The 25,488-nt window shown below is 58.4% G+C and carries 21 protein-coding genes and 2 pseudogenes; 5 read left to right on the top strand and 18 right to left on the bottom strand.

All coding sequences use genetic code 11. The annotated features are described in order from the left end of the window. Positions 1-17 precede the first annotated feature (17 nt). From DCG74_RS35945 to DCG74_RS35920, 6 genes are all read right to left on the bottom strand, one after another. Positions 18-803, bottom strand: a complete 786-nt coding sequence (locus tag DCG74_RS35945; protein ID WP_036044415.1) for an SDR family NAD(P)-dependent oxidoreductase — start codon at positions 801-803, stop codon at positions 18-20. Between the two features lie 28 nt (positions 804-831). Further along, positions 832-1,854 carry a TRAP transporter substrate-binding protein gene (locus DCG74_RS35940; RefSeq protein WP_172789205.1) on the bottom strand — a complete coding sequence of 341 codons (1,023 nt, stop codon included), beginning with the start codon at positions 1,852-1,854 and terminating at the stop codon, positions 832-834. 58 nt (positions 1,855-1,912) lie between these two features. Beyond that, positions 1,913-3,850, bottom strand: a complete 1,938-nt coding sequence (locus DCG74_RS35935) for a TRAP transporter large permease subunit (RefSeq protein WP_373569503.1) — start codon at positions 3,848-3,850, stop codon at positions 1,913-1,915. Between the two features lie 25 nt (positions 3,851-3,875). Further along, a complete protein-coding gene (locus DCG74_RS35930; RefSeq protein ID WP_172789204.1) occupies positions 3,876-5,261 on the bottom strand; it encodes a four-carbon acid sugar kinase family protein in 1,386 nt (461 codons plus the stop codon). Next, complete coding sequence (locus DCG74_RS35925; RefSeq protein ID WP_257187490.1) at positions 5,258-6,553, bottom strand: ribulose-bisphosphate carboxylase large subunit family protein; 1,296 nt, start codon at positions 6,551-6,553, stop codon at positions 5,258-5,260. The genes DCG74_RS35930 and DCG74_RS35925 overlap by 4 nt, the downstream gene beginning before the upstream one ends. Before the next feature lie 164 nt (positions 6,554-6,717). Further along, positions 6,718-7,626: a LysR substrate-binding domain-containing protein gene (locus DCG74_RS35920; RefSeq protein ID WP_172789202.1), complete on the bottom strand. Its 909-nt coding sequence runs from the start codon at positions 7,624-7,626 to the stop codon at positions 6,718-6,720. A 144-nt stretch (positions 7,627-7,770) separates the two neighbouring features. Between DCG74_RS35920 and DCG74_RS35915 the strand changes: the two genes are divergently transcribed. After that, positions 7,771-8,700: a 3-keto-5-aminohexanoate cleavage protein gene (locus DCG74_RS35915; protein WP_246709041.1), complete on the top strand. Its 930-nt coding sequence runs from the start codon at positions 7,771-7,773 to the stop codon at positions 8,698-8,700. 188 nt (positions 8,701-8,888) lie between these two features. On the opposite strand, the gene DCG74_RS35910 is transcribed toward DCG74_RS35915, so the two are convergent. The 8 genes from DCG74_RS35910 to DCG74_RS35875 form a co-directional block, all read right to left on the bottom strand. Then, positions 8,889-9,869 carry an aldo/keto reductase gene (locus tag DCG74_RS35910; protein ID WP_036044410.1) on the bottom strand — a complete coding sequence of 327 codons (981 nt, stop codon included), beginning with the start codon at positions 9,867-9,869 and terminating at the stop codon, positions 8,889-8,891. 39 nt (positions 9,870-9,908) lie between these two features. Continuing rightward, on the bottom strand, positions 9,909-10,757 hold the full coding sequence (locus tag DCG74_RS35905) for an N-acyl homoserine lactonase family protein (protein WP_172789201.1): 849 nt from the start codon (positions 10,755-10,757) through the stop codon (positions 9,909-9,911). Further along, positions 10,754-11,236 (bottom strand): hypothetical protein, encoded by a 483-nt coding sequence (locus DCG74_RS35900; protein WP_172789200.1) that lies wholly within the window; start codon positions 11,234-11,236, stop codon positions 10,754-10,756. The genes DCG74_RS35905 and DCG74_RS35900 overlap by 4 nt, the downstream gene beginning before the upstream one ends. After that, positions 11,233-12,279 (bottom strand): aldo/keto reductase, encoded by a 1,047-nt coding sequence (locus DCG74_RS35895; protein WP_172789199.1) that lies wholly within the window; start codon positions 12,277-12,279, stop codon positions 11,233-11,235. Before DCG74_RS35895 ends, DCG74_RS35900 begins: the two co-directional genes overlap by 4 nt. A gap of 31 nt (positions 12,280-12,310) precedes the next feature. Next, positions 12,311-13,375: an aldo/keto reductase gene (locus DCG74_RS35890; protein WP_172789198.1), complete on the bottom strand. Its 1,065-nt coding sequence runs from the start codon at positions 13,373-13,375 to the stop codon at positions 12,311-12,313. Positions 13,376-13,440: 65 nt separating this feature from the next. Then, positions 13,441-14,427 carry a substrate-binding domain-containing protein gene (locus DCG74_RS35885; RefSeq protein WP_172789197.1) on the bottom strand — a complete coding sequence of 329 codons (987 nt, stop codon included), beginning with the start codon at positions 14,425-14,427 and terminating at the stop codon, positions 13,441-13,443. A gap of 90 nt (positions 14,428-14,517) precedes the next feature. Beyond that, positions 14,518-15,450, bottom strand: a complete 933-nt coding sequence (locus tag DCG74_RS35880; protein ID WP_210268552.1) for an ABC transporter permease — start codon at positions 15,448-15,450, stop codon at positions 14,518-14,520. 109 nt (positions 15,451-15,559) lie between these two features. Then, positions 15,560-17,098: a sugar ABC transporter ATP-binding protein gene (locus DCG74_RS35875; RefSeq protein ID WP_172789195.1), complete on the bottom strand. Its 1,539-nt coding sequence runs from the start codon at positions 17,096-17,098 to the stop codon at positions 15,560-15,562. A 185-nt stretch (positions 17,099-17,283) separates the two neighbouring features. Between DCG74_RS35875 and DCG74_RS35870 the strand changes: the two genes are divergently transcribed. From DCG74_RS35870 to DCG74_RS35860, 3 genes are all read left to right on the top strand, one after another. Next, positions 17,284-17,994, top strand: coding sequence for a FadR/GntR family transcriptional regulator (locus DCG74_RS35870; RefSeq protein ID WP_172789194.1), 711 nt, complete (start codon positions 17,284-17,286; stop codon positions 17,992-17,994). A 157-nt stretch (positions 17,995-18,151) separates the two neighbouring features. Then, a complete protein-coding gene (locus DCG74_RS35865) occupies positions 18,152-18,538 on the top strand; it encodes a CidA/LrgA family protein (protein WP_172789193.1) in 387 nt (128 codons plus the stop codon). Further along, positions 18,535-19,257, top strand: coding sequence for an LrgB family protein (locus DCG74_RS35860; RefSeq protein WP_036044400.1), 723 nt, complete (start codon positions 18,535-18,537; stop codon positions 19,255-19,257). Before DCG74_RS35865 ends, DCG74_RS35860 begins: the two co-directional genes overlap by 4 nt. Positions 19,258-19,399: 142 nt before the next feature. Here the strand turns inward: DCG74_RS35860 and DCG74_RS35855 are convergent. The 3 genes and pseudogenes from DCG74_RS35855 to DCG74_RS35845 form a co-directional block, all read right to left on the bottom strand. Then, positions 19,400-19,841, bottom strand: a pseudogene (locus tag DCG74_RS35855) (CoxG family protein). A 42-nt stretch (positions 19,842-19,883) separates the two neighbouring features. Beyond that, a complete protein-coding gene (locus DCG74_RS35850; RefSeq protein WP_257187489.1) occupies positions 19,884-21,383 on the bottom strand; it encodes a 4-hydroxyphenylacetate 3-hydroxylase family protein in 1,500 nt (499 codons plus the stop codon). A 111-nt stretch (positions 21,384-21,494) separates the two neighbouring features. After that, a pseudogene (locus tag DCG74_RS35845) lies at positions 21,495-22,719 on the bottom strand (ABC transporter substrate-binding protein). Positions 22,720-23,006: 287 nt separating this feature from the next. On the opposite strand from DCG74_RS35845, the gene DCG74_RS35840 reads away from it, so the two are divergent. Further along, entirely contained in the window at positions 23,007-23,930 is a 924-nt protein-coding gene (locus DCG74_RS35840; RefSeq protein WP_246709038.1) for a helix-turn-helix domain-containing protein, read from the top strand. Positions 23,931-23,943: 13 nt separating this feature from the next. On the opposite strand, the gene DCG74_RS35835 is transcribed toward DCG74_RS35840, so the two are convergent. After that, complete coding sequence (locus DCG74_RS35835; protein WP_172789191.1) at positions 23,944-25,488, bottom strand: class I adenylate-forming enzyme family protein; 1,545 nt, start codon at positions 25,486-25,488, stop codon at positions 23,944-23,946.

Genomic DNA, 25,488 nt, shown 5'->3' with positions numbered 1-25,488 from the left:
GCCTGCACAACGGACGCCTATCGAGGCGGCGTTTTGTCCGGTCCGAACATCAGACCAGCTTCACGGAAGCCGCCGTCAACGTTCAATGTATGGCCGTGGACATACCTGCTCTCGTCCGAAGACAAAAAGACTGCTGCGTCAGCGATCTCTTCCGGGGTTCCGTAGCGGCCCATCGGAATGAGGTATTCATAGGCCCGGCGTGTCGCGGGATCGTGTGCCGTCTTGGCCATCTCGGTTTCAATCGCTCCTGGAGCGATGTTGTTGACATTGATGCGGTGTTGAGCAAGTTCAACCGCCATGACCTTGGTCAGCAACTCGAGGCCGGCTTTAGCCGCGCCATATGCGCCGCGTCCGTTTCCGCCGCGCTGGCCCGAGAGCGATGCGATGTTTATGATCTTGCCACCACGTCCTTGCTTAACCATCTGGCGCGACACGGATTGTGCCACGATGAATGCTCCCGTCAAATTGATTGAGATCATTCGCTGCCAGTCCTCGAGCTTGATGTCGAGGAACGGTGTGTTCCCACCGATCCCGGCGTTGTTGATCAGGATATCCATTCCCCCACAGCGACGGACCACTTCGTCCATCAACTCGCCTACCGACCGTTGATCCGCCACGTCCACGCGCAGGCCTAAGTGATCTCGGTCGGCATTTTCGAGAGCAGCTGCCGCTGCCTTCGCACCGTCAACGTTGACATCCGCGACCACGATGCGCGCGCCCTCCCGCGCCAGTGCCTTCGAGATTGCAAATCCGATTCCGCGTGCGCCTCCGGTGACGAGCGCCACTCTCTTATCCAATCTCATGTCTATCTGACTCCCGATTTTGTCGTCTTCACGTTAGCTTTCCGGCGGTGCTCTCAAGCATCGTCCAGAGTTCCTCGCCGTATTTGGTTCGCCATTCCTTGTAGAAGCCGGCGCTGCGAAGAGCATCTCGGAAGGCGTTGACGTCGGGCTCGTTGAAGATCAGACCCTTCTTGGCCAGGTCACCGCGCAATGTCGTGGCAAGCGTCGCCATGTCCTTCCTCTCAGCCATTGCGGCGTCATTTATTGCCGTGGCCACGATTGCGCGCAGATTCTGAGGAATGGCTTCCCAGTTTCGCTTGTTCGCCACGCAGAAGAAGGCATCCCACATGTGACCGGTTAGAGCGCAGTACTTCTGCACCTCGAAAAGGTTCGCCGTAAAAATGTTGGCGAGGGAGTTTTCCTGACCGTCGACGATCTTGGTCTGAAGCGCGGAGTACAACTCGCTGTAGTTGATCGCGGTCGGTGCGGCGCCAAAGGCCTGGAACATAGACGTCCATAGTGCACCTACCGGCACGCGAATCTTGACGCCCTTCAAGTCGGCCGGCGTATTGATTTGCTTCGAACTCGTTGTAATGTTGCGGAAGCCATTGTCCCACATCTTGGCCATCGGCACGAGATTCACCTTGCCGATCGCGGTTCGCAATGCGTCGCCGAGTTGTCCGTCCATCGCCTTCCAGACGGCGCCATAGTCCGGAAAGATGAATCCCAAACCGTAGATCGACGCGGATGGAACGATCGTCGAGAGCACGTTGATCCCCGAGTTAAGAAACAAATCCAGGCCACCGGCGCGCAGCTGCGACAGCATGTCCGTGTCGCCCCCGAGTTGGTTGTTGGGAAAGACATTGATTTCCACCCGGCCTTTCGTTTCAGACAACACGCGCTCAGCAGCTTCCCGCGCACGCGCGGTAATTGGATGTGACTCGGCGAGGTTGAACCCCCATCGTAGCTGAAATTCTGCTGCCCTGGCAGGTCTCACAGACAATCCGGCTCCAGCAGCCAGCGCGACCGACGTTGTTGTCTGCAAGAACGTCCTGCGAGTGATCTTCCTCATTGCTTCCTCCATCGTTTAAGTTGCCGGCCTTGACGCCACCCGTTGCGGAGCGTCCGCTTTATAAGAACCCTGTTGAAATCCACGGAACTGACGCAACAATCACCAGCCCAACCAAGAGGGCCAACATGTAGCCAAGGATGGGCCGCATTCCGGCGTCCGGACTCACCCTGCTGATCGCGCATGCGGCGTAGTAACCAACGCCGAAAGGCGGCGCGAAGAGGCCGACCCCCATCGCCAATATGACGACCATAGAATAGTGAACGAGATCGATCCCCAGAGCTTGAGCTATCGGGAAAAGCAACGGGCCGAAGAGAACAATGGCCGGAATACCTTCGAGGACACTGCCAAGAACTACGAAGGCCACAATGGACACCGCCATGAAGCTTGCCGATCCACCAGGCAACTGCTTCATCGCCACAGCGAGCGAGCGAGAGAAGCCTGATTGGGTCAGACTCCAAGCCATCGACGTCGCGGTGCCGATGATAAAGAGGATGGCCCCAGAAAGACTCGCGGTCTCGACCAGCATCGGCTTGATCCTCCGCCAATCGAATTGCCTGTAGAAGAGAGCGCCAACTACAATCGAATAGAAGATCCCAATGGTAGAGACTTCGGTCGCCGTTGCCACGCCTTCGATCACTGCAGATCGAATAACGAAAGGAAGAGCGATTGCCGGTACCGCGAGCAGAAACGCCTTTCCAATTTCATTGGCTGAGGCGCGACGAACAAGGCTAAGATCCTCGTTGCGGTATCTCCATGCAATGACGCAGCAAAGGGTGATCGCCAGAATCACGCCGGGAAGAAGTCCGCCAGTGAACAGAGCCGCAATGGAGACTCCGGTAACCGAGCCGATGGTGATGAGAACTATGCTCGGTGGAATCGTCTCGGTTTGAGCACCTGTCGCGGCCAGCAGCGCGACGAGATCTCCTTCCTTCGCACCCCGACGCTTCATTTCCGGAAACAGAACCGGCGCCACCGCGGCCATGTCCGCGGCCTTTGAGCCGGAGATCCCCGAGACGAGGTACATCGCTCCGACGAGGACGTACAATAGACCACCGCGCACATGGCCTAACAGGCTCGCGAGGAACGTAACCATGGCCCGCGCCATGCCCGTCATTTCGATCAGTTGACCGAGAAACACGAACAGGGGGACTGAAAGCAGGATGAGATGGCTGACACCTTCGTCGATACGACCCACGATGATCAGCGGCGGGGTCCTGGTTGTAAGCATGAGATAGCCGAACGTTGCCAAACCGAACGAAAAAGCGATCGGAACGCCCGTAAAGACGGTGCAGGCAACGACAACGACGAAGAAGATGATGAGATTTACGTTGCCGAGCGGCGCAAAGACCGGCTTGAGAAGCCAAAATATCCCCACAAACAGCGCGACAATGGCGAGCGCGGTCAGAGCCTGTCTTGCATCACCGAGACGCACGAGGCGAAGGAGTGCAAATATTCCCATCAAACCAAAGCCGACGGGAGCGGCGGACGCTCGCCACGCGTTTGAGAGATCCATCGCGGGGGTTCTAACGATAGCTTCCTCGATTGCATACTCGAGCGTAGCCGGAAACAGGAGGACGACCAGCCCCAGTGATGCTGCCAGCGCGATCGCGTCGAGGTGAGCTCGCATCCGAGGAGACACGAATGCGAATAGCGCCGTCATTCTCATGTGCTCGCCGCGTCGCAACGCAATCGCGGAGCCCAGCATCACAAGCCAGAGAAACAGCATAGAAGCCAGCTCGTCCGACCAAATGATGGGCTTGAGGAAGACGTAACGCGCCAGGACTCCTGCAAACAGCAGCAGAATCTCGGCCGTCAGCAGTATGCTGACGCAGACTTCAAGAATATGGCCGAACAATTTATCGGCGCCATCTGCAATCGCCTGCAGAACGCTCTGGCGCGAACTCTCCACGGACCGTCCAAACGGCGCGTGCGAGGTCGCACTGCCGCGACTATCGTGCGCGGCCATGCCGCCCGAAGCCATCGTTGGGACACGCATTGGCATCCTCCCTATTTCGTTCTTACTAGACTCGACCCAGCCATCCGCGCTTGAAGAATTCTTCGTCGCCGAGTTGACCGCCCTTGAATGCTATCTGAAGTCCATCGAGACGGCCGCGGATCGATCTGGCTCGGCAAAGTGGCACGCCAGGGCTTACGCGCGATTCAATTTCAAGCGCATCAATATTCAAGAGTTGTGCGACCTGACTCGACGTGTCGCCACCGGACAACAACAATCTCTTTAGGGGCACCTCCTGCAGAATATCACTAACGAGTTGGCCAAGCTTCCGACCAAGGTTTCGGCCACCTTCATGCTTGGCGAACTCGCGCGACATCCCGCCGCTTACGAGCATATCAATCATCTTCCCGATCCGTGGATCATCGGGACCACGGGCTGTATGCAAAATGACGCTGCGTCCTTCCTTGAGCAGCGAGAGGGTACGTGCGACGGCTTGCCTCGCGGCTGCCATGTTTTGGCCATCACCGAGCAGCGCAGCAGCGTCGAGGGGCACCTCCGCAAATCCCGCCCGCACAGCGGCATCGATCTGCAATGCGGTCACAGGTGAGGCACTGCCCGACACGGCCAGTACCTGATCGATCGCAGCTGGGCCGCCGTAGGAGCTGGTAGGTGGAGGGATCACACCAGCCTCCCGCCACCACTGCGTCAGGGCATACTCCACCCCTGACGGACCCACCACGAATGCGCTTCCACTCACTCCAGCCCAATCCACGAGGAGTCGCCCAACCTGTGTAAGCTGTGAAGCATTGGTCGAGTCGAACAGGATTGCGTCGGCCCCACGCTCTGCTAAATCCTTGAACCGCCCGGATGCCAATTCATAGCCCTGGTCCAAGAACGGGCATGTCAGCTTTTCGATCCTGAGCGCTGCCTGCCGTCCGATGTGCAGCGCCAGATCGCTTTCGTGCATAGGCGTCACGGGGTGAACGCTCATAACCGGATGCCTATCGATACGATAGACGTTCCCATCAGTTCCGGATCGGGCAAACAGGTTTCCGAAAGCGCAATATCTTTGAAGCGATGGCGTACCCCCAACGATGGGAACTGGATCGCCAAAGATTGACCTTGCGATTTCGATCACTCGACCGATGCTGCCAATCTCCGGCGAACTGTCAAAGGTCGAGCACACCTTATAATGAACGATCGGCGCGCGAAGCGATGCAAGGTACCGTAGATCCTTCTCCAGATGTTCGGTCATCTCCGATGGAGACATGCCGCGACTCACACCGGCAAGCCCGACGACGTCAATGTCCCGAAAGTGATTCAAGACATCGGGGCTGGGCGGACGGAGAAAGAGAGCAGCACGGAGCCCGGCGAAGGCTACGACCTCAAGCGCATCCGTCGATCCAGTGAAATCATCACCGTAGAATGCCAACCGGTAGCGAGGTTGCGTCACGGCGCCCCCCCGAACTTGGACAGCGCGAGCTGAAGCGGCGCATGGGATTTTGCGTACTCGACTGCTGGTATACCCTGGACTGCCGCCTGCCAGGCTTCTCGCAAACTCATGACGCCGTCAGCGATGCCGCCGGGATGCCCCATGATCCCGCCACCGGCGAGGTGCATGAGATCTATGCTTCCGAGGCGCTCGAATGTGTCTCCGGCTTGTCCGGCCCATTGTCCTGAAGAGAAGACCGGCATCATTGGTTTGACACCTGAAAACGCAGCGAGGCATGAGCTCGCAGACAGGATGACGGAATCATCCGGCTCCCAGAATTTACTCCTCAGACCATTCACGTGCAGATGATCGACACCAGTCAGTCGCCACAGCTTTTGAAATGCCAAGAAATCGAAGCCGAGCCAGGGATGACGGGTAAATAAGCCCCACCCATTGCGGTGACCATGGATCGGCAGATTCGTGTAGGTCCGCAGATGTTCGATCGCAGAGAAGCCGCACCAATTGACGCTCACCATTACGCAGGTTCCACCGGCCTCTAGCACCAGGTCATGGCGACGCCGCATGTCGTCGATCGAACCACTGATATTGATCGCGTACATGGGCTTTCGGCCCAATCGGTCGGCATGCCTCTCAATTACGGGAAAGACCGCCCTCAAGCGCTCCTCGAAAGGCGCGTAAGGCGGATCGGCGATTAACTCGTCGTCCTTGAGAAAGTCGATCCCTGCTTCGCAGATCTTATCGACCAGCGAGGCGGTCTCGGATGGAGACATACCGATACTTGGCTTCAATATCGTACCGATGAGCGGGCGATCGAAAACACCGGCTAAGCGTCGGGTCCCGTCGACGCCGAACTTCGGACCTGGAAAGCTTGCGGCGTACTCGATGGGAAGGTCGATGTCGAGCAACCGAAGGCCCGTGATTTCGCCGAGCTCGAATAGATTGCCGGCAACCGTCGCCAAGAGCGTTGGAATATTGCGGCCCACGTTATCGACCGGAAACGCGATCTCGATCTCGCCGCGCCGAAACGCCTTTGGTCTCTGCCTCCGCTCTGAGAGCGCACTGCGCAATGTCGGGGCGTCGGCGGATGGCAGCTCGGTCACCCGAAGCACCCGTGCGCGCGACCGCTTCTTCAACTCATCCGTTTCGCCGGGCAATGAGAGAAACGTCCCGCTTGACTGCTCTCCTGCCACGACTTCCGCCGCCCTCTCCAGACTATCGACAGTCTCGATTAAATATCGGGCTGTGAACTCGGCTCGCGGATTGTCGCTGCGCATTGTGACGCCTTGCTGCATTTCTTCCCGGAATTCGTCTCATCCATCCGTACGATCGAAGAACGTTTGGATGCGGACGGTGATATCTTCACCCGGACTATGGCATGACGGCAAACGATATTCGTGAAGCAACCCGTGAGGAAAACTCACAGGGGCTCGGCCTTCGCTGGTGTCGGGAGAGGTTGCTAAGCCTCGACGTTACCCAACATGGCACAGCTCTTCACAGTGGCAGACATTTCGCGCGTGAGCCATTGCGAAACCGCTCTACTCTCGGGGCGAGTTTCGACGTGGGGCGCCGTCCATAGCATTAAGGTGCGTTTACCGGGGATGCTGCCAAAGGGCGCAATCAGTCTGCCGCTATTGATCTCCTCCAAGACGAACATCGTCGGGACCAGCGCCAAGCCCAGCCCGCATAGCGCCGCCTGGATGAGAAGATAGAAGTGATCATACGACTCTTGAATGCGGATATCCTGCTTCAACCGCATCTCATCCAGCCAATCTGACCAAGCCTCCGGGCGTGTTCGCGTGCCGAGCAAACGGCACCCCGCGATATCATCCGGATCATTCAGGCTGTTGGCCTTGGCGTAAGAAGCTGCGCAAACCGGGGAAATCCACTCCCGCGCAAGCTCCTTGATGACTACGTCCCGCGGCGGTGCGATGGTACTTGAACGGATAGCAATACTGACCTTGTCACGAATGAAATCTACCTGGTCGTAGTTCAAGTTGAACTGGAGATCGATGCCTCTGTGAGCGTCGTGGAAGGCTGCGAGGCGGGGAATCAGCCAATACATCATGATGGTCGCAGAACATGAAACCGTCAGCGGCCCCGGCAGGATTTGCTCTACACTCGCGTCGATAAGGCTAAATGCGCCAGATAGTCCTTCCGCCAGACGAATCCCCTCCGGCGTCGGGTCTGTGGAGGACGACCCTCGCACCAATAGCGGGACACCGAGCAATTCCTCCAGCGATCGGATGTGCCGGCTAACCGCCCCATGGGTGACGGACAATTCCACCGACGCGGCAGTCATGCTGCGCAATCTCGCCGTCGCCTCGAAGGCACGCAGCGCATTGAGCGAAGGCCGGGGACGCACCATCGATACCTCGAAAGCCTAAAGTTTAGCCGTTGTGAGCTTTAGTCACAAGTGCCGCGATAAAAGTCGTTTGGGCATTTGGCGACGGAGCCATAGTCTTTCTGCCGGAGGATCGTTCGTGGCTGATGCACTGCGATGGAGGCCGCCATGAACCGAAGCTCGAGCACCGCCGGCACTTCGCGAGAGAAACAGACTATGTTGAGAAAGATGATCGTTGAAGCCCGCGTGAACGAATACGCGATGCGGGACGATAACCCAAACGTGCCATGGACAGCCGATGAAATAGCCGAGACCGCGGCCCGCTGTCGCGAGGCGGGAGCGTCGATCCTTCATTTTCACGCCCGCGCAGACGATGGGGCGCCGCTCCACACAGCTGAGAAGAACGCTGAGATCATCCGCAAGGTCAGGCAGAAATGCGACATCCTGATACTGCCGACGCTCGGCTTTTTCGCCAACGACACTGACCCGAACGCACGGATCGACTGCATTCTTGAGCTTGCCAGGGATCCGCAGACCAAACCGGATATCGTTCCCATAGACACGGGAAGCACCAATCTCGACGTGTTCGATCGCGACAAGCTCGTGTTCGAACATTCCGAGCGCATCTATGAAAATCGTACGGCCGCTGTAGAGCACTACTTCCGCTCTCTCAAATCCGCAGGCATCAAACCGAAGATGACGTGCTGGTCGATCGGGTTTGTTCGACGCGCGATAGCATTCATGGAGATGGGCCTTGTGGCGGCGCCGGGCTATTTCCTTCTCAACATGACGGACGGTCCGTATCTCACCGGCCATCCGGGGACACTCGAAGGTCTAGACGCATTCTTGCCGTTCTTACCGAAGCAGATCCGCCACACTTGGACTGCCAACATCGTCGGCGGAAACCTGCTGGCTCTGTGCGAGGGCGTGGCCAGGCGCGGCGGCAACATCGCTCCGGGCATTGGAGACTATCCCTACGTAGAGTATGGCTGCCCAACTAACGAGGAACTCGTTCGCCGGACATGTGACATTGCAAGAAATTGCGGTCGCGAGATCGCTTCTCCTGACGACGTTCGAGAGATGCTTGAAATTTGTTGAGGCGCTCGTCCCGGCGTCCGTGCTTCGCCGCTAACCAACGGGCGCCGGGCGAACGACCGCGCCGTTCCACTCCCTCGAGGCTCTCTCCCTGACTGTGCCGGGACTTCAGTGATCCCGGCACTTTTTTTACAAACTTATTTGCCTCTGCTCTACAAAGCCAAGCAGCAAAATCGGGTTCCAGCGGCTACTCACTTCAATCCGACAACGCTGTGAGGCACATAACGCTCTTCCAGTCGCGCGATTTCTTCTGAGGTTAGCTTCAGACTTAAAGCGGCGATCGCATCGTCCAAGTGCTGAGGCTTCGTAGCGCCTATGATCGGTGCCGTTACACCATCTTTTCCGGCCACCCAGGCCAGTGCTACATGCGCCGGTGCTACTCGGCGCTCCCTTGCAACATCGGAAACCACATCCACAATACTCCGATCGGCCGCTTCAGCATGTCCGTAAAACTGCGAAGTTACATTGTCAGTCTCCGAACGGGCACTTTTCTCGGTCCACGGGCGGGTCAAGCGCCCGCGAGCCAGCGGACTAAAGGCGATCACACCGATCCCTTCGTCGCGACAAAGCGGCAGCATCTCTCGTTCCTCTTCACGATAGAGGAGATTTAGGTGGCATTGCATCGACACGAAACGCGCCCAAGAATTTGCGTCGGCCCGATGGAGAGCTTTGGCAAACTGCCAAGCGTAGGTGTTGCTGGCACCGATGTAACGGACCTTCCCGCTCCGCACGAGATCGTTCAAGGCTTCAAGCGTTTCATCGATTGGCGTGTCGTTGTCCCAAAAATGGATCTGGTACAGATCGATATAGTCGGTGCCGAGCCTCCGGAGACTGGCTTCCACTTCGGCAAGAATTGCCTTTCGCGAAAGGCCCATCCCGTTTGGCCCCGGCCGCATACGGCCGTAGACCTTCGTAGCGATCACGACCCCGTCTCGCGGCACCATTTCCTTTAGAATTTTGCCGACGATCTCCTCGCTCGTACCGTCCGAGTACATGTTGGCCGTATCGAAGCAATTGATTCCGCAATCGAGGGCCTTCTGTATGAAGGGCCGGCTCTCGCTCTCACCGAGAGTCCAAGGATGATTCCCTCGCTCTCCTACTCCGTAGCTCATACAACCCAGTACGATCCGCGAAATCTTGAGGCCCGAGCGGCCCAAACGCATGTAATCCATGAGCAATACCCTCGCTGGCTTGCCAGCCCCTGAGCCGTTTCAAAGTGTCGCGATATCGGTGATTCGAAGTCCCCGATCGCTCACCCGTGAGGGGAAGTGTTCTCTGAGCTTTTCCTCGTGGACGGGTACCAGCCTCAGCATGTCGCCGCCGACGCTGGCGAGCATCTCTTCTGCCGTGAGAATCAGATTGGTCTGGCTTCCCGTCGCGAGTCCGGGCGGCACGAAGCATGGATCATCCCGATCGCCTCCGTGCAGGTTTTCGTACGTGTAGACGACGTCTCCGGTAAGGACCCATCGGTCCTCGATGCTTCCGCCGTTGCGGACCACCACGTACTGCGAACCTGCCGTGTGCGTGTCGAAGGCGGGAAGAAGATCGATATTCGGCAGGACATCGTGCGACGCACCGTCCAGCACGACCAGCCGATTCTTCAGTCCGAGATCCACGAGCTTCAAGATATCGGCAGGATTGATGCCGCCGAGGAGGGAACGAAAACGACGTCCCTTGGTCATGGCCCAGACCCAGCTGTCGATCTCGCGCTTCTGGATGTAGAACTTGGCGTTCGGGAAGTAGTCCAGCCCCCCCATGTGGTCGAAATGAGCGTGTGTCAGGAACACGTGCTGCACATCCTCGGGACGAATGCCGACGGCTCCCAGGACCTCAAAAGGTGGGGTCCAGCCGGTGACGCCGATGGAATTGGCGATCTCGCCTCCGAAATCCGACTGATCGTAACCGGTGTCGACCAAGGCGACCGTGTCGCTGCTGCGCAGGAGCACATAGGCAAACGGCAGGTTGATGCTTCCGCTGTTATGCCGGCCGTACAAGACTCCACTTGTCGGATGCTTGGGACTCGCTGCGTATTCGAGCACAGTGATCGCATATCTCGTCATTCGGAGGCTCCAATCAGAAGGTCAGCACCAAGCTTAAGTTGGCCGCAGCACTGCCGCAGGTCGATCAAACCGCCGCTACCGACCGGGCTCGCCCGACGCAGATGGCCCCAAGCCCTTGACAGCAAGCTCGCCTCGCTCGTGCGCCGATGCGGCGCCAAAGGGGCCGCCCGCGACGGCAGCAGCAAATGCGCCGCCTGCTTCACGTGGTGATGCTCGTGCCGCCGCTGCAGCGGCACCCGAACCGCTGTAAGAACATCGTACACATGATCCGAATCGCCGTCGTCAGGCTTGCTTTCGTCCTCCAGATCCGACGTCCCGATGAAGTTCGCGAGAAGACGAACAGAGCGGTCAGTCACGACATCGCGCAGATAGCGGATGACCGGCACGATCACGATATCGTATTCGGCGACCGCTGAACCAGGTGCAATGCCTTCGAAGGGATCGTCGGCACTGAACTGTGCGCCCACAAACCCGCTCACGAGGATTGCCCGCCTTCAGGAACCGGAGCATTCGATGGGATCAGTTTGGAGGCCCTCAAGTCCTGCCAGAGGGCGGCGGGTATCCGCGCCGAGACAGCATGGACGTTCTGGGTAACCTCGCTTGTCGACTTCGCGCCATGAACCACGGTGGCTACGGCGGGATGCGCTTGCACGAACTGCGTCGCGACGGTCGGCAAATCGACACCCTGCCGTTCGCAAACTTCCTCGATTGAACGGACGCGCTCAAGGATGGCGCTCGGGACCTGCTGGTAGTCATAAGTCGAGGCCGCCGCCTTCGATCCAGCGGCCAGGATGCCCGAATTGTAGATGCCGCCGGCGATTACCGAGACATTTCGAGACCGCAATTCATCGAAATGTCCATCAAGCGGTGCATGGTTGAGCAGCGTGTATCGACCTGCGATCAATGCGCAGTCAATCGGAAATTCGCGCGCTACTCCGACAACCGAGTCGGTCTCGTTCACTCCTAACCCGACCGCACCAATGGCTCCCGAGCTCTTCAGCTCCTCGAGCGCTCGGTACCCGCTCTCACGAAGCTGGTTCCAGTAAAATTCTGCCTGATCGCCGTGCCATGCGCGCCCGACGTCGTGAACCAAAAGCACATCGATATAATCGAGGCCCAAGCGCTGCTGACTGTCCTCGAACGAGCGCATCACGCCATTGTACGTATAATCATACGTGTCTCGAAACGGGTACGGATCAACCCATTCGATCCCGTAGACGGTATCGAGCTTCGGTGTCCGACTGGCTGGCTTGAGCACCCGGCCGCATTTCGTACTTACTACAATTTGGTCTCGGATACGGAGGTCACGGATGGCGCGGCCGAGGAAATGCTCGGCCTTTCCGAGACCATACATCGGCGCGCAATCAAAGTAGCGCACGCCGAGATCGAATGCAGCTTTCACGACAGCTTCGAATTCGGCATATGGCACAGCGACATTGAACCCAGAAAGAGGTACCGTCCCGAGCCCCAGCGACGTGACGGAAACTTTGGTGCGGCCTAGAGTACGTGTCTCGAGCGGCATGATCGCTCTTCTCCTTGCTTGATTTGGAACTTCAGCCCGACCGGGCCAGCGACCCCGGATCCGGGAGCGGGGCTTGTTTGGGAATCAGGCCTTCGCTCTTGAGGTCCATCCAGAACGCCTGAGGAATTGGCGTCGATATCGAGGCGACGTTCTGCGCGACATGCGCGGTCGTGAGTGCGCCCTGAACGACCGATGTCACGGCGGGATGCGCATAGACGAACTGGGAAGCCGCATTGGCGAGCACGACTTTGTGACGTTCGCAGACAGCTTCCAGCGTCTTTACGCGCTCTACGATCGATTCGGGAGCCGCCTGATAGTCATAGGTCCGGGTTAATGCGTTACCTCGACTACCTTCAGCCAAGATCCCCGAATTGTAGACACCGCCGGCGATGATGCCGATGCCGCGGCGTTGAGCCTCGGGAAAGAACTCTGTCAACGGCGCATGATTAAGGAGCGTGTACCGTCCTGCTACGAGTGAACAGTCGAGATCGAATTCGGCAGCCACTTCAAGCACTGAAGCCGTCTCGTTGACGCCGAGGCCGATCGCCTTGACGGCTCCCGACCGACGGAGCTCATCGCAAGCCCGGTATCCGCTCTCGCGGAGTTGCCCCAGATACAGGGGATACTTCTCCTCGTGCCAAACTCCGCTCACGTCATGCAGGAAAAGAATGTCGATGTGGTCGAGACCGAGGCGCTGCTGACTATCCTCGAAAGACCTCATGATGCCGTCGTAGCTGTAATCGTATTCGTCGACGAAGGGCAGCGGATCAACCCAATTGATCCCATAGAGGCTTTCCGCGCGCTTCGACCGGCTTGCTGGCTTCAAAAGCCGGCCCGCCTTGGTGCTCACCACAACGTCCGGACGAAGGCCGTGCACACGAAGAACATGACCGAGGAAATGCTCGGACTTTCCGAGACCATAAAGCGGAGCAACATCGAAATAGCGTACGCCCTGCTCATAGGCCCTCAGGATCACCGCCTCGAAGGTCTCGAAGCCGACCGGAACACCGCACCCGCCCAAAGGTGACGTCCCAAGCCCAAGCGAAGTCAAACTCAGACGCCCGTTCGGAAGCGCCCTTTTCTGCAGAGCCACCATTTCCAAATATCCCTGTTTAAGCATCAGTGCGCACGCAGCTGTCCACCGCGTGCGCACGATAGGGTTCACATGTATTTTGCGACGTTCGCAGAATCCAAGATGAGCCATGGAACGGTGTAGTCCTTCTGGGTCCCGCCTTTCCACTCCATCAACGACTCCCAGATCTCGGACCGGGGCTTATAGCTGTCTCCCTTGACGGCACGCAGGGCGAGATCGACCGCACCCTGCCCCTCGGCACGGGCGTACTTGTAGAGCGTGACGGTCATTTCGCCTTTCTGCACTGCGCGCTTTCCGTCCGGGATGCCATCGATTGCGAGCACCGGAACGGACTTGAAGTCGACCTTGGCACTCTTCATGGCCTCGATCGCGCCCAGCGCCATCTCGTCATTTTCGGCGAGTACGGCATTGATCTGCCCTGGATGCGCGAGCAGCCAATTCTCCATGAGCGACTGCCCCTCGGCACGGCTCCAGTTGCCCGACTTGCTGGCGATCAACTTGAGCTTCGGGAACTTGGCCAAGCCGGCATCGATGCCAGCTTTGCGCTCGATCTGCGCCGACTGGCCAATGGGGCCTTCCATCAACACCACGTTCCCACCATTCGGAAGCAGCTTGCCTAACTGGTCCCCGATGATACGGCCTCCCTCCGTGTCGTTGACGATGATCGAGGCGGTGTAGTTCTTCGATGCGGTTTTCAGCGCCGATACGATCACCGGAATGCCAGCAGCGACGGCTTTATCGATTGCGGGCGCCGACGCCTGGAGATCGAACGGCGACATAATGATGGCATCGAACTTTTGGGTAATGGCCGTATCGATCTGGTTCGCTTGGACGAGAGGATCGTACCTGCCGTCAAAGATCGTGACTGCGACAGAGCCGTCCTTGACTGCCGGGTGGCTCTGAATCTCGCTGGACCAGGCCTTCATGTACTCGCCGGATTCCCCGAACGAGAGGACTGCGATCCGTGTCTTGCTTTGAGCAAAGGCCGTACCGGTCGATAGAATGATTGCAGCAGCGGCGAAACTCGCCATCGTCGATCTACGCGTAACCTTCATCGTCTCCTCCGATTGATGTGGTCAGTCACCTAGTCCGCCCATGCCGGGCGTTACAGCCGTTGTCATCGCCTGTAATGGTCTTCGCAGGTGTCACTTGCGAAATTGGTCAAGCATCACGGCGACGACAATGATCGCGCCCTTGAGAAGCTGTTGGTAATAGGAAGACACGCCCATCAGATCCATGCCGTTGTTGATCGTCCCGATGATGAGTGCGCCGAACAAGGTCCCGACTAGCGAGCCGCGCCCTCCTGCGAGGCTGGTCCCGCCGATCACCACGGCTGCAATCGCATCGAGTTCGTAGCCGATGCCCGCCTGTGGGAGCGCGGCAGTCGTACGGGAAGTAAGCACCAGGCCCGCGAGGCCGGCGAGAAGGCCTGAGATAACGTAGGTCGATGCAATGACGCTCCGCGTGGAGACGCCGCTTGTCCTGGCGGCCTTGTCATTTCCTCCCACTGCGTACACGTAGCGCCCGAACGTCGTGTAAGAAAGAACGACCCATCCGATGGCGAATACAAGAAACAGAATCAAGACCGGCACAGGAACGCCAGCAACGCTGCCGCCGCCGATCCATCGAAACGACTCGGAGAGATTGGGAACAGGACGCCCCTCAGAAAAGATCAGGGTCAAGCCGCGCGCCATGCTCAGCATTCCGAGGGTGGCGACGAAGGGTGGAACATTGAATGTCGTCACAATGACGCCATTGACCAAGCCGAACGCTGCGCCCGTTCCGAGGCCCGCCAGAACCGCCCAGGGCACGAAGTGCTGGTTGGTCGAAGTCACAAGGCTCGCAGCGATCATACCTGCGAGAGCCATAACGGAGCCGACGGAAAGGTCGATGCCTTTTGTCAGAATGACGAATGTCACCCCGATCGCCAGAACGCCATTGATCGAGGATTGGCGCAACAGGTTCACCCAGTTCAGCCAGGTCATGAAGTATTCGTTGGCCACGGCGAAGAATGCCGAAATCACCATGAACACGATGACGATGCTGAACGACTTCAGGTACGGTCCTAGGGCGGCCATACTTTTCGATCGCGCACCCGTCGGGACGCTGCTTATTACGTTGGTCACCACCTCAACTCCTCGCTTCGACCGCATGCGCAAAGCCAATTTCGAAAGCTGTTCGATCCGCTCAACTGGCGAGATCTGTCAGCATTTGCAGGGTTGTCTCGTGTCCATCCACGACATAATCCAGTCGTCCTTGCCTAAACACGGCAATCCGATCGCTGATCTGGAGGATCTCCGGCGCTTCGGATGAGACCACGAGCACGCCATTGCCCTTCGCCGCGAATTCGCGGAGAAAGGTGTAGATCTCCTGCTTTGAACCCTCGTCGATCCCGCGTGTCGGCTCGTCGCATATCAAAAGACGCGGGTTGGTCAGAAGGCAGCGTGCGAAAACGACCTTCTGCTGGTTTCCGCCGCTGAGCGTCTCCACGGCGACATTTGGGGATGCCGCCTTAATCCGATGCAAACGCATCATGCCATCGGTCGCGGCCGCCTCCGCCTTGCGGCGGACAAATCCGCTGACGGCCCGCAGCGCAAGGGACGACAAGGCAATATTATGGGCGATGGAGGCACACAGAACGAGGCCGGTATCCTTCCGATCCTCGGGCACCATGGCCATGCCTCGTTGAATGCACTTCTTGGGATTGCCGGGATCGACCCTCTTTCCATCAAGAAAGACGTCGCCGGCAGTCGGCGCGTGGATGCCATAGATCGTCTCCAGGAATTCGGTCCGACCAGAGCCAAGCAAACCGTAGATTCCCAGAACTTCTCCTGCAGCGACGGTCACAGAGATGTTCTTGAAATGAGATCCACGCGACAAGGAGCGCACTTCGAGCAGGATTGGCGCGCCCTCGTTCGGCCTTCCCTTTTCCACCGACTTGATTTCGCGGCCGACGATCTGAGTCACAAGGTGATTTCGGTCAATCGAGGAAATTGGTCCGCTTTCGATGAAGCGGCCATCGCGGAAGACCGTGTATTCGTCCGCAATCTCGAAAATCTCGGTCAGCTTGTGCGAGACGTAGATGATCGCGGCTCCACGCGCCTTTAGCCGCTTCAGCGCATTGAAGAGGATGTGCACCTCGTGTTCGCCGATGGCCGAGGTCGGCTCATCCATAATGACGATGTCCGCACGGTGACTCAGCGCCTTCGCAATCTCGACGAGCTGGACCTGGGCCAAGCTCAAGTCTCTCATGCGGGCACTGACCGGAACGTCGAATTCAAGGTCATCCAGAAGCCGTTTTGCGGCCTGCCGCATCTTGGGGAAGTCCACCACAAGCCCGCCGATCTTCGGCTCTCTTCCCAAGTAGATGTTCTCGGCCACTGTCATTTCCGGAACCGGAGACAGCTCCTGAGTGATGATCGTCACACCGTGTCGCAGTGCGTCTGCGGCGCTCCTGAAATCGACGGCCACCCCGTCGATCTGAATGCTGCCCTCGTCGCGGTGCAGCAAGCCCATCACGATGTTCAGGAAAGTCGATTTTCCAGCGCCGTTACCTCCACACAGCGCGTGGACGGTTCCGCGTTTGAGAACCAGCCGACCGTCGCGAAGGGCTGGAACGCCATTGAAAGACTTCGTGATTCCTTCCGCCACCAATAGCGGCTCGTCTCGTGCCTTAACGGCGACCCCGTCGCGGCCTTCCGGATTTGCGCCGGTCGACAAATGCATCGGTTTCCTCCAGCGGCGTCTTTGATCGCGCTCTTCTGTAGAGATATGAGGTCATACCTTATACCTGTTGTCAATGGAGATCATACCTCCTACGTTGTGGATGTTCGGTGGTTTGGGCTGGTCGCCTAGCGGCTTATGTGTTCGCTTGGCTTGCGACGGCAGAAAATTAGAGTTGCGAGCGACCCATGGAGCGAATGGAAACCAAAAAACTGCCCACGCGTGTCGAAGTCGCGCTGAATTACATTACGGGTGAGATCGCCAACGGAAATCTAAGTCCCGGAGACAAATTGCCCAATGAGAAGGAGCTCGCAGAGAAGCTTGGCATCAGTCGCACTCCTATCCGTGAGGCGATGAAGACGCTTGCGGTGTCGGGATTGATCGAAACCCGACATGGGCACGGCAACTACATCCGGAAGGATGAAGGCACCGCCGTGATGCCGCTGATGATGTTTCAGCTCTATCTCCAGGATTCAACTCCCGAGATGCTGATGGAGCTTCGATACATTTTCGACCGCAATTGCGCAGAGCTGGCCTCGATAAGACGCACCGAAAAGGATCTAGCCGTCATGAGAGAGAGCATCGACCGGTTGAAGGCTCTCTCCGAAGACCCCCATTCGCCGATCGACAAACTGCTGGAAGCGGATCTCGACTTCCACCGAGCAGTCTATGCGGCAGCGGGCAACAAACTGATCGTGGTGATCGCCGATTTCGTGCTGAACATGGTCGCTCCCTGGATCCGCAAATCGCTGGAGGTCAGCGGACGCTACCGCGCTGTGGGCCTACACGAGAAGATGTATGCAATGATCCGCGATCAGAAGACGGGCATGCTCAGTCGGGAAAGCGTGGAGGCGAACATGGAGCACTTCATGTCTTCCTTGAAGATTCCCGCGGCGTAGCGCCTGTGGCAACCTCGATTCAGGCACAGCTCGGGCCCGGTAGGCCTGTTTCTGCCATACGGCTGAGCTTTCTCACATCGACCTCGCATCCGTCTTGCCGGCAAAATACTCATGCAAGCCTGATTGAGCCCAGTTTGGCCACCGTCGAGCGCCTCGCATGATCGCAGGTCTCAGCCTGATTCTGCTCTGCCAGTTGGTGGGCGAAGCAATTGTGCGCGGTGTCGGGCTGCCGATGCCCGGACCGGTGCTCGGCATGGCGTTCTTGCTGCTGCTTCTCTTGACTCGCGATCACTTCACCGCCCTCAGGCGGGGCCCATTGCAGAACGATGCAGTTGAGACAACGGGCCGTAGCCTGCTCGGCCATCTATCTCTAATGTTCATTCCCGCTGGCGTAGGCGTCGTGAAGAAACTCGACTTGGTCATCGAGCACGGCGCCGCAATTTTATTGGCCTTGTCGGCCTCGGTGGTCATCACACTGCTCGTGACCGTGACTACATTCCTCGCGGTCAACCGGCTTCTCTCAAGGAGCCAACCGGCGCTATGAGCGAAAACTCATTCTCGCTGTGGGTCTACCTCTCGCAGTCCCCTCTGCTTTGGCTCACCGTAACGCTCTCGATTTACGCCATCGCGGACGCTATCTCGCTTACGACGCACCGGCATCCGCTGGCAAATCCTGTATTGCACTCGATCTGGATCATCGGCGCTTTCTTGATCGTCACGGACACTACGTACACCACATACTTCGCGGGCGCCCAGTTCGTGCACTTTCTTCTCGGGCCAGCGACGGTTGCGCTCGCGATCCCACTCTACGACAACCGGGCACGGGTCACCGCTGCGCTTCTGCCAATGTTGGTTTCGCTGGTAGTTGGCTCGATTACCGCGATCATTACGGTCGTACTGTTAGCCGAGGCCTTCGGTCTGCCTCGATCAGTTATCCTATCGCTTTCGCCAAAATCAGTTACAGCCGGCGTGGCCATGGGAATCAGCGAATCCCTGCACGCCGATCCGTCCCTGACCGCTGTCTCGGTTGTACTCACCGGGATCCTGGGAGCCATCATCGTCACGCCCCTCATGAACCGGGCCGCCATTACCGATTTTCGCGCCCGTGGTTTCGCGGTCGGCATCGCCGCACACGGCATCGGCACAGCACGGGCGTTTCAAGTCGACGAGGTGGCCGGCGTTTTCTCCGGGATTGCCATGGGCCTGAACGCGCTTGTGACGTCGTTCTTGGTCCCGATCGCGGTGACCCTCCTTCTACCCTGATGCCGTCTTGCGTGTCCGCTCGCGCCCCAAGAACCCGCTCGGCGAGCAGGCATCAGGAAGCGCCCGATGAACGTCACGGCTCGATTACAGCGCGTGCGGAGCGCCCGGGCAGAATGAGCAGCTCCCGGTATGTCGGCTTCAACTAAAGTGCTCGGGCAAAATTGGCGAAGAACTCGTCGGCGAGCTTCTTAGCCGTTCGGTGGACAAGCCGCTGTCCCAACTGCGCAAGCCTTCCACCAATCTGCGCGTCGACGTGATAGGTCAAGAGCGTGCCATCATCCCGCTCGAGCAGGCTGACTTTTGCGCCACCCTTCGCGAAGCCCGCGACGCCGCCCTCACCCTCGCCAACGATAGTATAGCTTCTCGGCGGATCGAGATCGTTTAGAGTAACCCTGCCTCTGAAATCGCGCCGAAACAGGTCCCACCTTCATCTTTGCAATGGCCCGAAACCCCTCCCCATCGCTCCTCTCCAACTCTTCGCATCCGGGAATGCAGGCCTTCAAGACGGTGGGATCGTTCAATTTGGTCCAGACAACTTCTCGCGAGGCGGCGAGCAGGATTTCCCCGTTCATTGTCATTGCCATTGATGTATCCGAAATCGCCGAGATCGGCCCGCTTCTGTGGGCTCAGTTGGTAACAGGCGCAAAGACTCTGGCCATGTAAGTCGATAGGTCGTTCTCGATCTCTGCCCGCGTCGTGGAAGAAATGCCAGCGAGCGCTTTGGCCAGTTCCTTCTTGAGCTCGATCTGCATGGATCGGGCGATCTGGATACGCTGTGCTTGCGGCGAGCCGGCACCATGCATGGACTCAGTCAGATAGCCCACAGCGTTCCTTCCGAGAGTCATGTTTTCGACCAGGCGAAGGATGCGAATCCGGTCTTCCGTTGCGATCTCAGCTCGCCCCTTCAGATATTTCTCGATCATCGGACCGATCTTCTCGTGCCTGAGCTCGCGCTCGGACGGCAGCGTCACCATCAGCCCCCCAGCGAGATCCTGCGCCAATCGGCCGATCTCGTAAGGTAACCGCGTGACATGATGCTTGCAGACGTTCGCGAGCATCTCATCCGGCAAGAAAGCACCGGATTTCATCTCGATTCCTTGATTGCTCGCGGCAATGGCTGTGCCGTAGATCGTCTCGTTGAGATGGGTCATCTCGACGAGCTTGTCGCGGATATGCGATGCGCGATCGACACCGTTGTAGTCAGCAATGGTTGCTGCAGCACCGATCAGGACATCGCCCACTCCCGTTTTGCAGACGTAGCTACGGCGGTGATAGCAGGTAAAGCGCTCGACGAGCGTCGAGGCAAATTCGACCTCCCCATCCAGGAAAATGTGCTCATTGGGAATGAAGACATCCTCAAAGATGATCATCGCCTCCTGGCCGGCGAATTGAGCGTTGCCTGCGTCGATATCTCCGCCTTCGGTGCTTCGGGTATCACAGGACTGCCGGCCGTAAATGTAGGTGATGCCCGCAGCATCGACCGGGATCGCGCCGACAATTGCGTAATCCTTGTCGGCCGCCTCCAATCTCATTGTTGGCATAACGATCAGCCAATGCGAGTTTAAGCACCCGGTTTGATGCGCTTTCGCTCCTCGGACGAAAATGCCTTCCGCAGTTCGACGGATGACGTGCAGGAACAGGTCTGGATCCGACTGCTGTGAAGGCGAGCGACCGCGATCTCCCTTGACATCGGTCATTGCCCCTCCGATGACCAGGTTCAGGGCCTGTATGCGCGCGAGGAACTGTATAAATCGCGCGTGGTATTGGGTGCCGTACTTTCCGTCCAAATCGTAGGTTACCGAGTGCAGTGAGTTTAGTGCATCCATGCCCACACAACGCTGAAAGCAGGTACCCGTGAGTTGTCCAAGACGGCGCTGCATCTTGTTCTGCATCACAAGATCGGCAGAGCTGGTGGAGATATGGTGGAACCTGTTGACGTTGCCGCCCGTGATCGGTGACACTGCTGACGCGAGGGCGGGGTCCTCATTTGCAAGATCGTAGGTTCTTGCCACCGCATTGATCGACGGCCGGATCATGGGGTGATCGACCGGTTCATCGACCAGCTCGCCCATCAAATAGACTGTCAATCTACGTCCGCGGAGGCTCTCGACATATTCGGCTCGCACTGCGGATCGGGTTCGCAACTCCAGATCTCGCCGCCACAACTTCCTGATCCATCGAGATGCCTCCTTGAGTTTGAGCCATGACGCACACGGGTTCGAACCGGCTCTCCTCGCTCAACCTTTCTTCACGATCGGGCAGGCGCTATCCTTGAGCGGACGGAACGCCTGATCGCCCGGAATCACTTCGCGGAGCCTGTAGAAATCCCAATCCCCCTTCGATTCCGACGGCTTCTTGACTTCGTATACGTACATGTCGTGCACCATGCGGCCATCCTCTCGAATACGTCCGTTTTTGGCGAAGAAGTCATTCACGGGCATTTCGCGCATTTTTTTCATGACTGGACCATGCACTACCTGCGCGCGGTCGAAGCGGCCGGCACGGACGAAGCTCAGGCGACGAATAGTCGCCGGCATCACCCATGTGCGGCATCACCTTCATCTTTTCGAAGAACCGCTTCGACCATGCGCGCGTCTCATCGTCGCGGTCCCAGTAAAATGCGTTCGTCAATACCAGACCCTGAGCGGCCGAAAGGCCAAGGGCCTTAATGTCAGTTTCCCAAACGAGCAGGCCAGCCAGCGTTTGGCGTTGTTGAATTCCAAATTCCTGCGCGGACTTGATTGAGTTGACCAGTACGTTGCCCGATCCGGCTAGTGCAACAACCTGGGCTTTCGACGATTGCGCCTGGAGCAGGTACGAGGACTGATCGAACGACTCAGGCGGGTATCGTGTCGATCCGACGACCTCACCACCCATTGCCCTCACGACAGCGGAAGTGTCGGCTTCGAGGGCGTGCCCGAACGCATAGTCCGCGGTCAGGAAGTACCAGGACTTCTTTCCTTCCTTCGCCAGCGCAGCGCCGGTTCCGCGCGCGAGCGCGTAGGTATCATAAGAGTAGTGTATGCTGTTCGGCGTGCACGCATCGCCAGTCAGACGAGAAGATCCGGAGCCGTTGATGATGGCAATCCGGTTCTTGTCCTTCGCAAGCCCGGAAACGGTAAGTGCGATTGAGGAATTGATCAGGTTCCCGATCATGTCAACCTTCTCAACATCGAACCATTTGCGCGCCAATGCGGAGGCCGTGTCGGGCTTGTTCTGATGATCGGCGACAATGACCTGAATCGGTTTTCCGAGGATTTTGCCCCCGAAATCCTCGACAGCCATCTTGATCGCAGTCACCGCGCCTTCGCCCGACTCGTGCGAGAATTGACCGGACATGTCCGTCAGCACGCCGATCTTCACGACATTGTCCGAGATTGTAACGGTCTGAGCACCGGCGCCGACGCTCACCGTCAGAATCGTTGCCGCCGCGATCAGGCCGCTATTCACTCTACCCTTCATGACACGCCTCCCGCATTTGGTTTCCAATCCCGCTCTTACTATCATAACTAGACTGCTGTTACATGCATAACTAGACTTATTTTTTCAACGAGTCAATCGCGCGATGTGCTACAGGTGCGCAACTTTCAGGGCTGTCCGGTCGTGGCGGCTGTGCGAAACGGACCGTCGGAATGCCTGTCGCCGCTAAGCTCCAAACGTCCAGAACATCGGCCAAGTCCAAGACGGCACCCACTGCTGCCCGTACTGCCGCTGGACGAACGGAGCGCAACTGCTCTGTCGCTCGCACGTTGGACATCGTCTCGGACGCATGGGCTTTCCTGATCATCCGCGAGGCATTTTTTGGAACTCAGACCTTTGAAGCCTTTCGATCGGCGCTTGGCATTCCGCGGGCCACTCTGACCGATCGGCTGAAAAAACTGACGCAGCTCGGGATCTTCCGCCAAGTTGCGCCTGGCTCGTCACAGAGGAAGGAGTACCGACTGACGAAAATGGGCTTCGATCTCTATCCGAGCTTTATTGCGCTCATGCAGTTCGGAGACCGTTGGCTGTCCAAAGGCAAGCCGCCTCCACTGACGCTTGTCCACGCGACCTGCGGCTGCGAAAGTCACCCGATCGTCACGTGCTCCCATTGCGGCGAAAGCATCTCGGCGCGCGACGCGAAATACCGCGATGGACCTGGTGCCGGCCGCAGTCCCGCGAAAGCTGGTCGTAATACAAGGCGCCCTTCGGATGGAAGCCGGTTCATGCTCGGTCGCCCCAGCTCCGTATCTCGCGCCCTTGAGATCATCGGCGACAAATGGAGCTTTATGGTCGTCCGGGAGGGATTCTTCGGCAACCGGCGCTACGACAAGATTCTCAACGAGCTCGCAATCGCACCCAATATCCTGACTGATCGGTTGAATCGCTTGGTCGCCAGGGGAGTGCTCCGACGGAGACGCTATCAAACTTCTCCCGACCGCTACGAATACCTGCTAACGGACATGGGTTTAGAGCTTTACGGTTCCTTCATCGCCATGCTGAGATGGGGTGATCGCTGGCTTTCGAAGGGAAAGCCGCCCCTTATCCTCACGCACATCAAGTGCGGCCACGACTTTGATCCTGTCGTCGATTGCGATCGGTGCAAGACGCCGATCGTGGCCGCAGACATGCGGTATCGTCTCGCCTACGATCCGAAATCCTTTGGCGCGCTTGGTCCGCGCTCCGTCGACTGAATGCGCGCGCGGATCAAGCCTGGGCGCTCAAGGCCTCGACGAGCTTGAAGCGCATGATTTTGCCAGACCCCGTGCGCGGAATTTCTCCGACGAGATGTGTGGATTCCGGGATCTTGTATGAGGAGAGATGCGCTCTGCAATGCTCCAGCAGCGCGGGGACGTCGAGAGCCTCATCCTTCGGGACAACGAAGAGGCACGGCACTTCGCCTAATGTCGCGTGCCGCATCCCGACGACGGCGCAATCCCTGACCTGGGGGTGCTTCACGACCACTTCCTCGATCTCGGCCGGCGAAATGTTCAGACCGCCGCGAATGATCAGTTCTTTGATCCGGCCGGTGATCGTCAGATAGCCCGACCGGTCCGATTTCGCGAGATCGCCGGTATGATACCAACCCTTGCGCAGCGCCGAAGCAGTTTCCGCAGGCTTGTTGTGATAGCCGTGCATGAGGTTCGGCCCGCGGACGATCAGTTCGCCTTCCTCGCCGATCGGGACGTCCTCCAGCGAGGACGGATCGACGATGCGGACCGCGAGGCCGGGCACCGGAAGGCCGCACGATCCCATCGGCCTGCCGCCGTGCAGCCAGTTCATGGTCACCATCGTAGATGTCTCGGTGATACCGTATCCGTCGAGAAGCCGCGTCTTGAAGCGTTCCTCGAACGCCTTGTTCAAGGTTGCGGGCATGATCGCGCCTGCCGAGATGCACAGGCGCACGGCTCCCAAACGCTCGATGCCGGCCTCATGCGCGCGGAGCAAAAGGTAGTGAAACATCGTTGGCACGCCCGGCATGACCGAATATTTGCCGGTCTGGAGCAGTTCGAGCGCATGCTGCGGCGAGAAGCGCTCCATGGTGTGCTCACTGGCGCCGACTGCAAGCACACCAAGAACCGAGAGGTTCAGACCATAGGAATGGAAGAGTGGAAGCGGCGATAGGATCACGTCCTCGCTCGTCAATTCGGCGATCGGCGCCCAGCACGCTGCCGAAATCCACAGCATACCGCGGATCGACAGCAGCACGCCCTTTGCCCGTGCCGTCGTTCCTGACGTGTAGATGATAAACGAAGATCGATCGATGTCCGCCGGATCGAGCGACGCCGCGCCATGCGCCTTAGCGAGATCCTCCATAGATACTCCGGCTCCACCGGCGTCCGGCCCAGCGAAGATCACTGTCGGCGAGATACTCGCGTCCCGACAGATCTTTTCCAGCAGGTCCTTTCGGGCACCCGCTGTGACGATAATACCGCAGTCGGCGTCGGTCAGACGATAGCTGACCTCCCCCTCGGCTGCATCAAAGCTGATCGGCACCACAACGGCCCCGGCCCGCAACGCAGCGAAGCAGGCTTCGATCCAGTTCACCCCATTCGGCAAGTACACCGCGAGCCTGTCGCCCTCCTTCAACCCTGCCCTCGTCAGGTTCGCAGCGATTGAGGCGGTACGGTCGGCGAGTTGTGCGTAGGTGATTGACCGCGCCGAAGCCCAATACGCCACCTGCTCCGGTCGGCTTTTCGCCTGACGCTCCATGAGCCTCGCGATAGGTGCGATTAGATCGACATTGAGCAT

This window comes from Bradyrhizobium sp. WBAH42, from assembly GCF_024585265.1.
Lineage (GTDB): Bacteria > Pseudomonadota > Alphaproteobacteria > Rhizobiales > Xanthobacteraceae > Bradyrhizobium.
This window is presented reverse-complemented; position numbering and strand designations above follow the sequence as displayed.

Excerpts from the sequence above, each read along its gene's own strand:
- DCG74_RS35895 (WP_172789199.1), bottom strand. The coding sequence starts at position 12,279 with ATGCCGCTCGAGACACGTACTCTAGGCCGCACCAAAGTTTCCGTCACG.
- DCG74_RS35865 (WP_172789193.1), top strand. The coding sequence starts at position 18,152 with ATGATCGCAGGTCTCAGCCTGATTCTGCTCTGCCAGTTGGTGGGCGAA.
- DCG74_RS35870 (WP_172789194.1), top strand. The coding sequence starts at position 17,284 with ATGGAGCGAATGGAAACCAAAAAACTGCCCACGCGTGTCGAAGTCGCG.
- DCG74_RS35885 (WP_172789197.1), bottom strand. The coding sequence starts at position 14,427 with ATGAAGGTTACGCGTAGATCGACGATGGCGAGTTTCGCCGCTGCTGCA.
- DCG74_RS35945 (WP_036044415.1), bottom strand. The coding sequence starts at position 803 with ATGAGATTGGATAAGAGAGTGGCGCTCGTCACCGGAGGCGCACGCGGA.
- DCG74_RS35915 (WP_246709041.1), top strand. The coding sequence starts at position 7,771 with ATGAACCGAAGCTCGAGCACCGCCGGCACTTCGCGAGAGAAACAGACT.
- DCG74_RS35890 (WP_172789198.1), bottom strand. The coding sequence starts at position 13,375 with ATGGTGGCTCTGCAGAAAAGGGCGCTTCCGAACGGGCGTCTGAGTTTG.
- DCG74_RS35905 (WP_172789201.1), bottom strand. The coding sequence starts at position 10,757 with ATGACGAGATATGCGATCACTGTGCTCGAATACGCAGCGAGTCCCAAG.
- DCG74_RS35880 (WP_210268552.1), bottom strand. The coding sequence starts at position 15,450 with ATGGCCGCCCTAGGACCGTACCTGAAGTCGTTCAGCATCGTCATCGTG.
- DCG74_RS35940 (WP_172789205.1), bottom strand. The coding sequence starts at position 1,854 with ATGAGGAAGATCACTCGCAGGACGTTCTTGCAGACAACAACGTCGGTC.
- DCG74_RS35875 (WP_172789195.1), bottom strand. The coding sequence starts at position 17,098 with ATGCATTTGTCGACCGGCGCAAATCCGGAAGGCCGCGACGGGGTCGCC.
- DCG74_RS35835 (WP_172789191.1), bottom strand. The coding sequence starts at position 25,488 with ATGCTCAATGTCGATCTAATCGCACCTATCGCGAGGCTCATGGAGCGT.
- DCG74_RS35920 (WP_172789202.1), bottom strand. The coding sequence starts at position 7,626 with ATGGTGCGTCCCCGGCCTTCGCTCAATGCGCTGCGTGCCTTCGAGGCG.
- DCG74_RS35925 (WP_257187490.1), bottom strand. The coding sequence starts at position 6,553 with ATGCAGCAAGGCGTCACAATGCGCAGCGACAATCCGCGAGCCGAGTTC.
- DCG74_RS35935 (WP_373569503.1), bottom strand. The coding sequence starts at position 3,850 with ATGCGTGTCCCAACGATGGCTTCGGGCGGCATGGCCGCGCACGATAGT.
- DCG74_RS35860 (WP_036044400.1), top strand. The coding sequence starts at position 18,535 with ATGAGCGAAAACTCATTCTCGCTGTGGGTCTACCTCTCGCAGTCCCCT.
- DCG74_RS35910 (WP_036044410.1), bottom strand. The coding sequence starts at position 9,869 with ATGGATTACATGCGTTTGGGCCGCTCGGGCCTCAAGATTTCGCGGATC.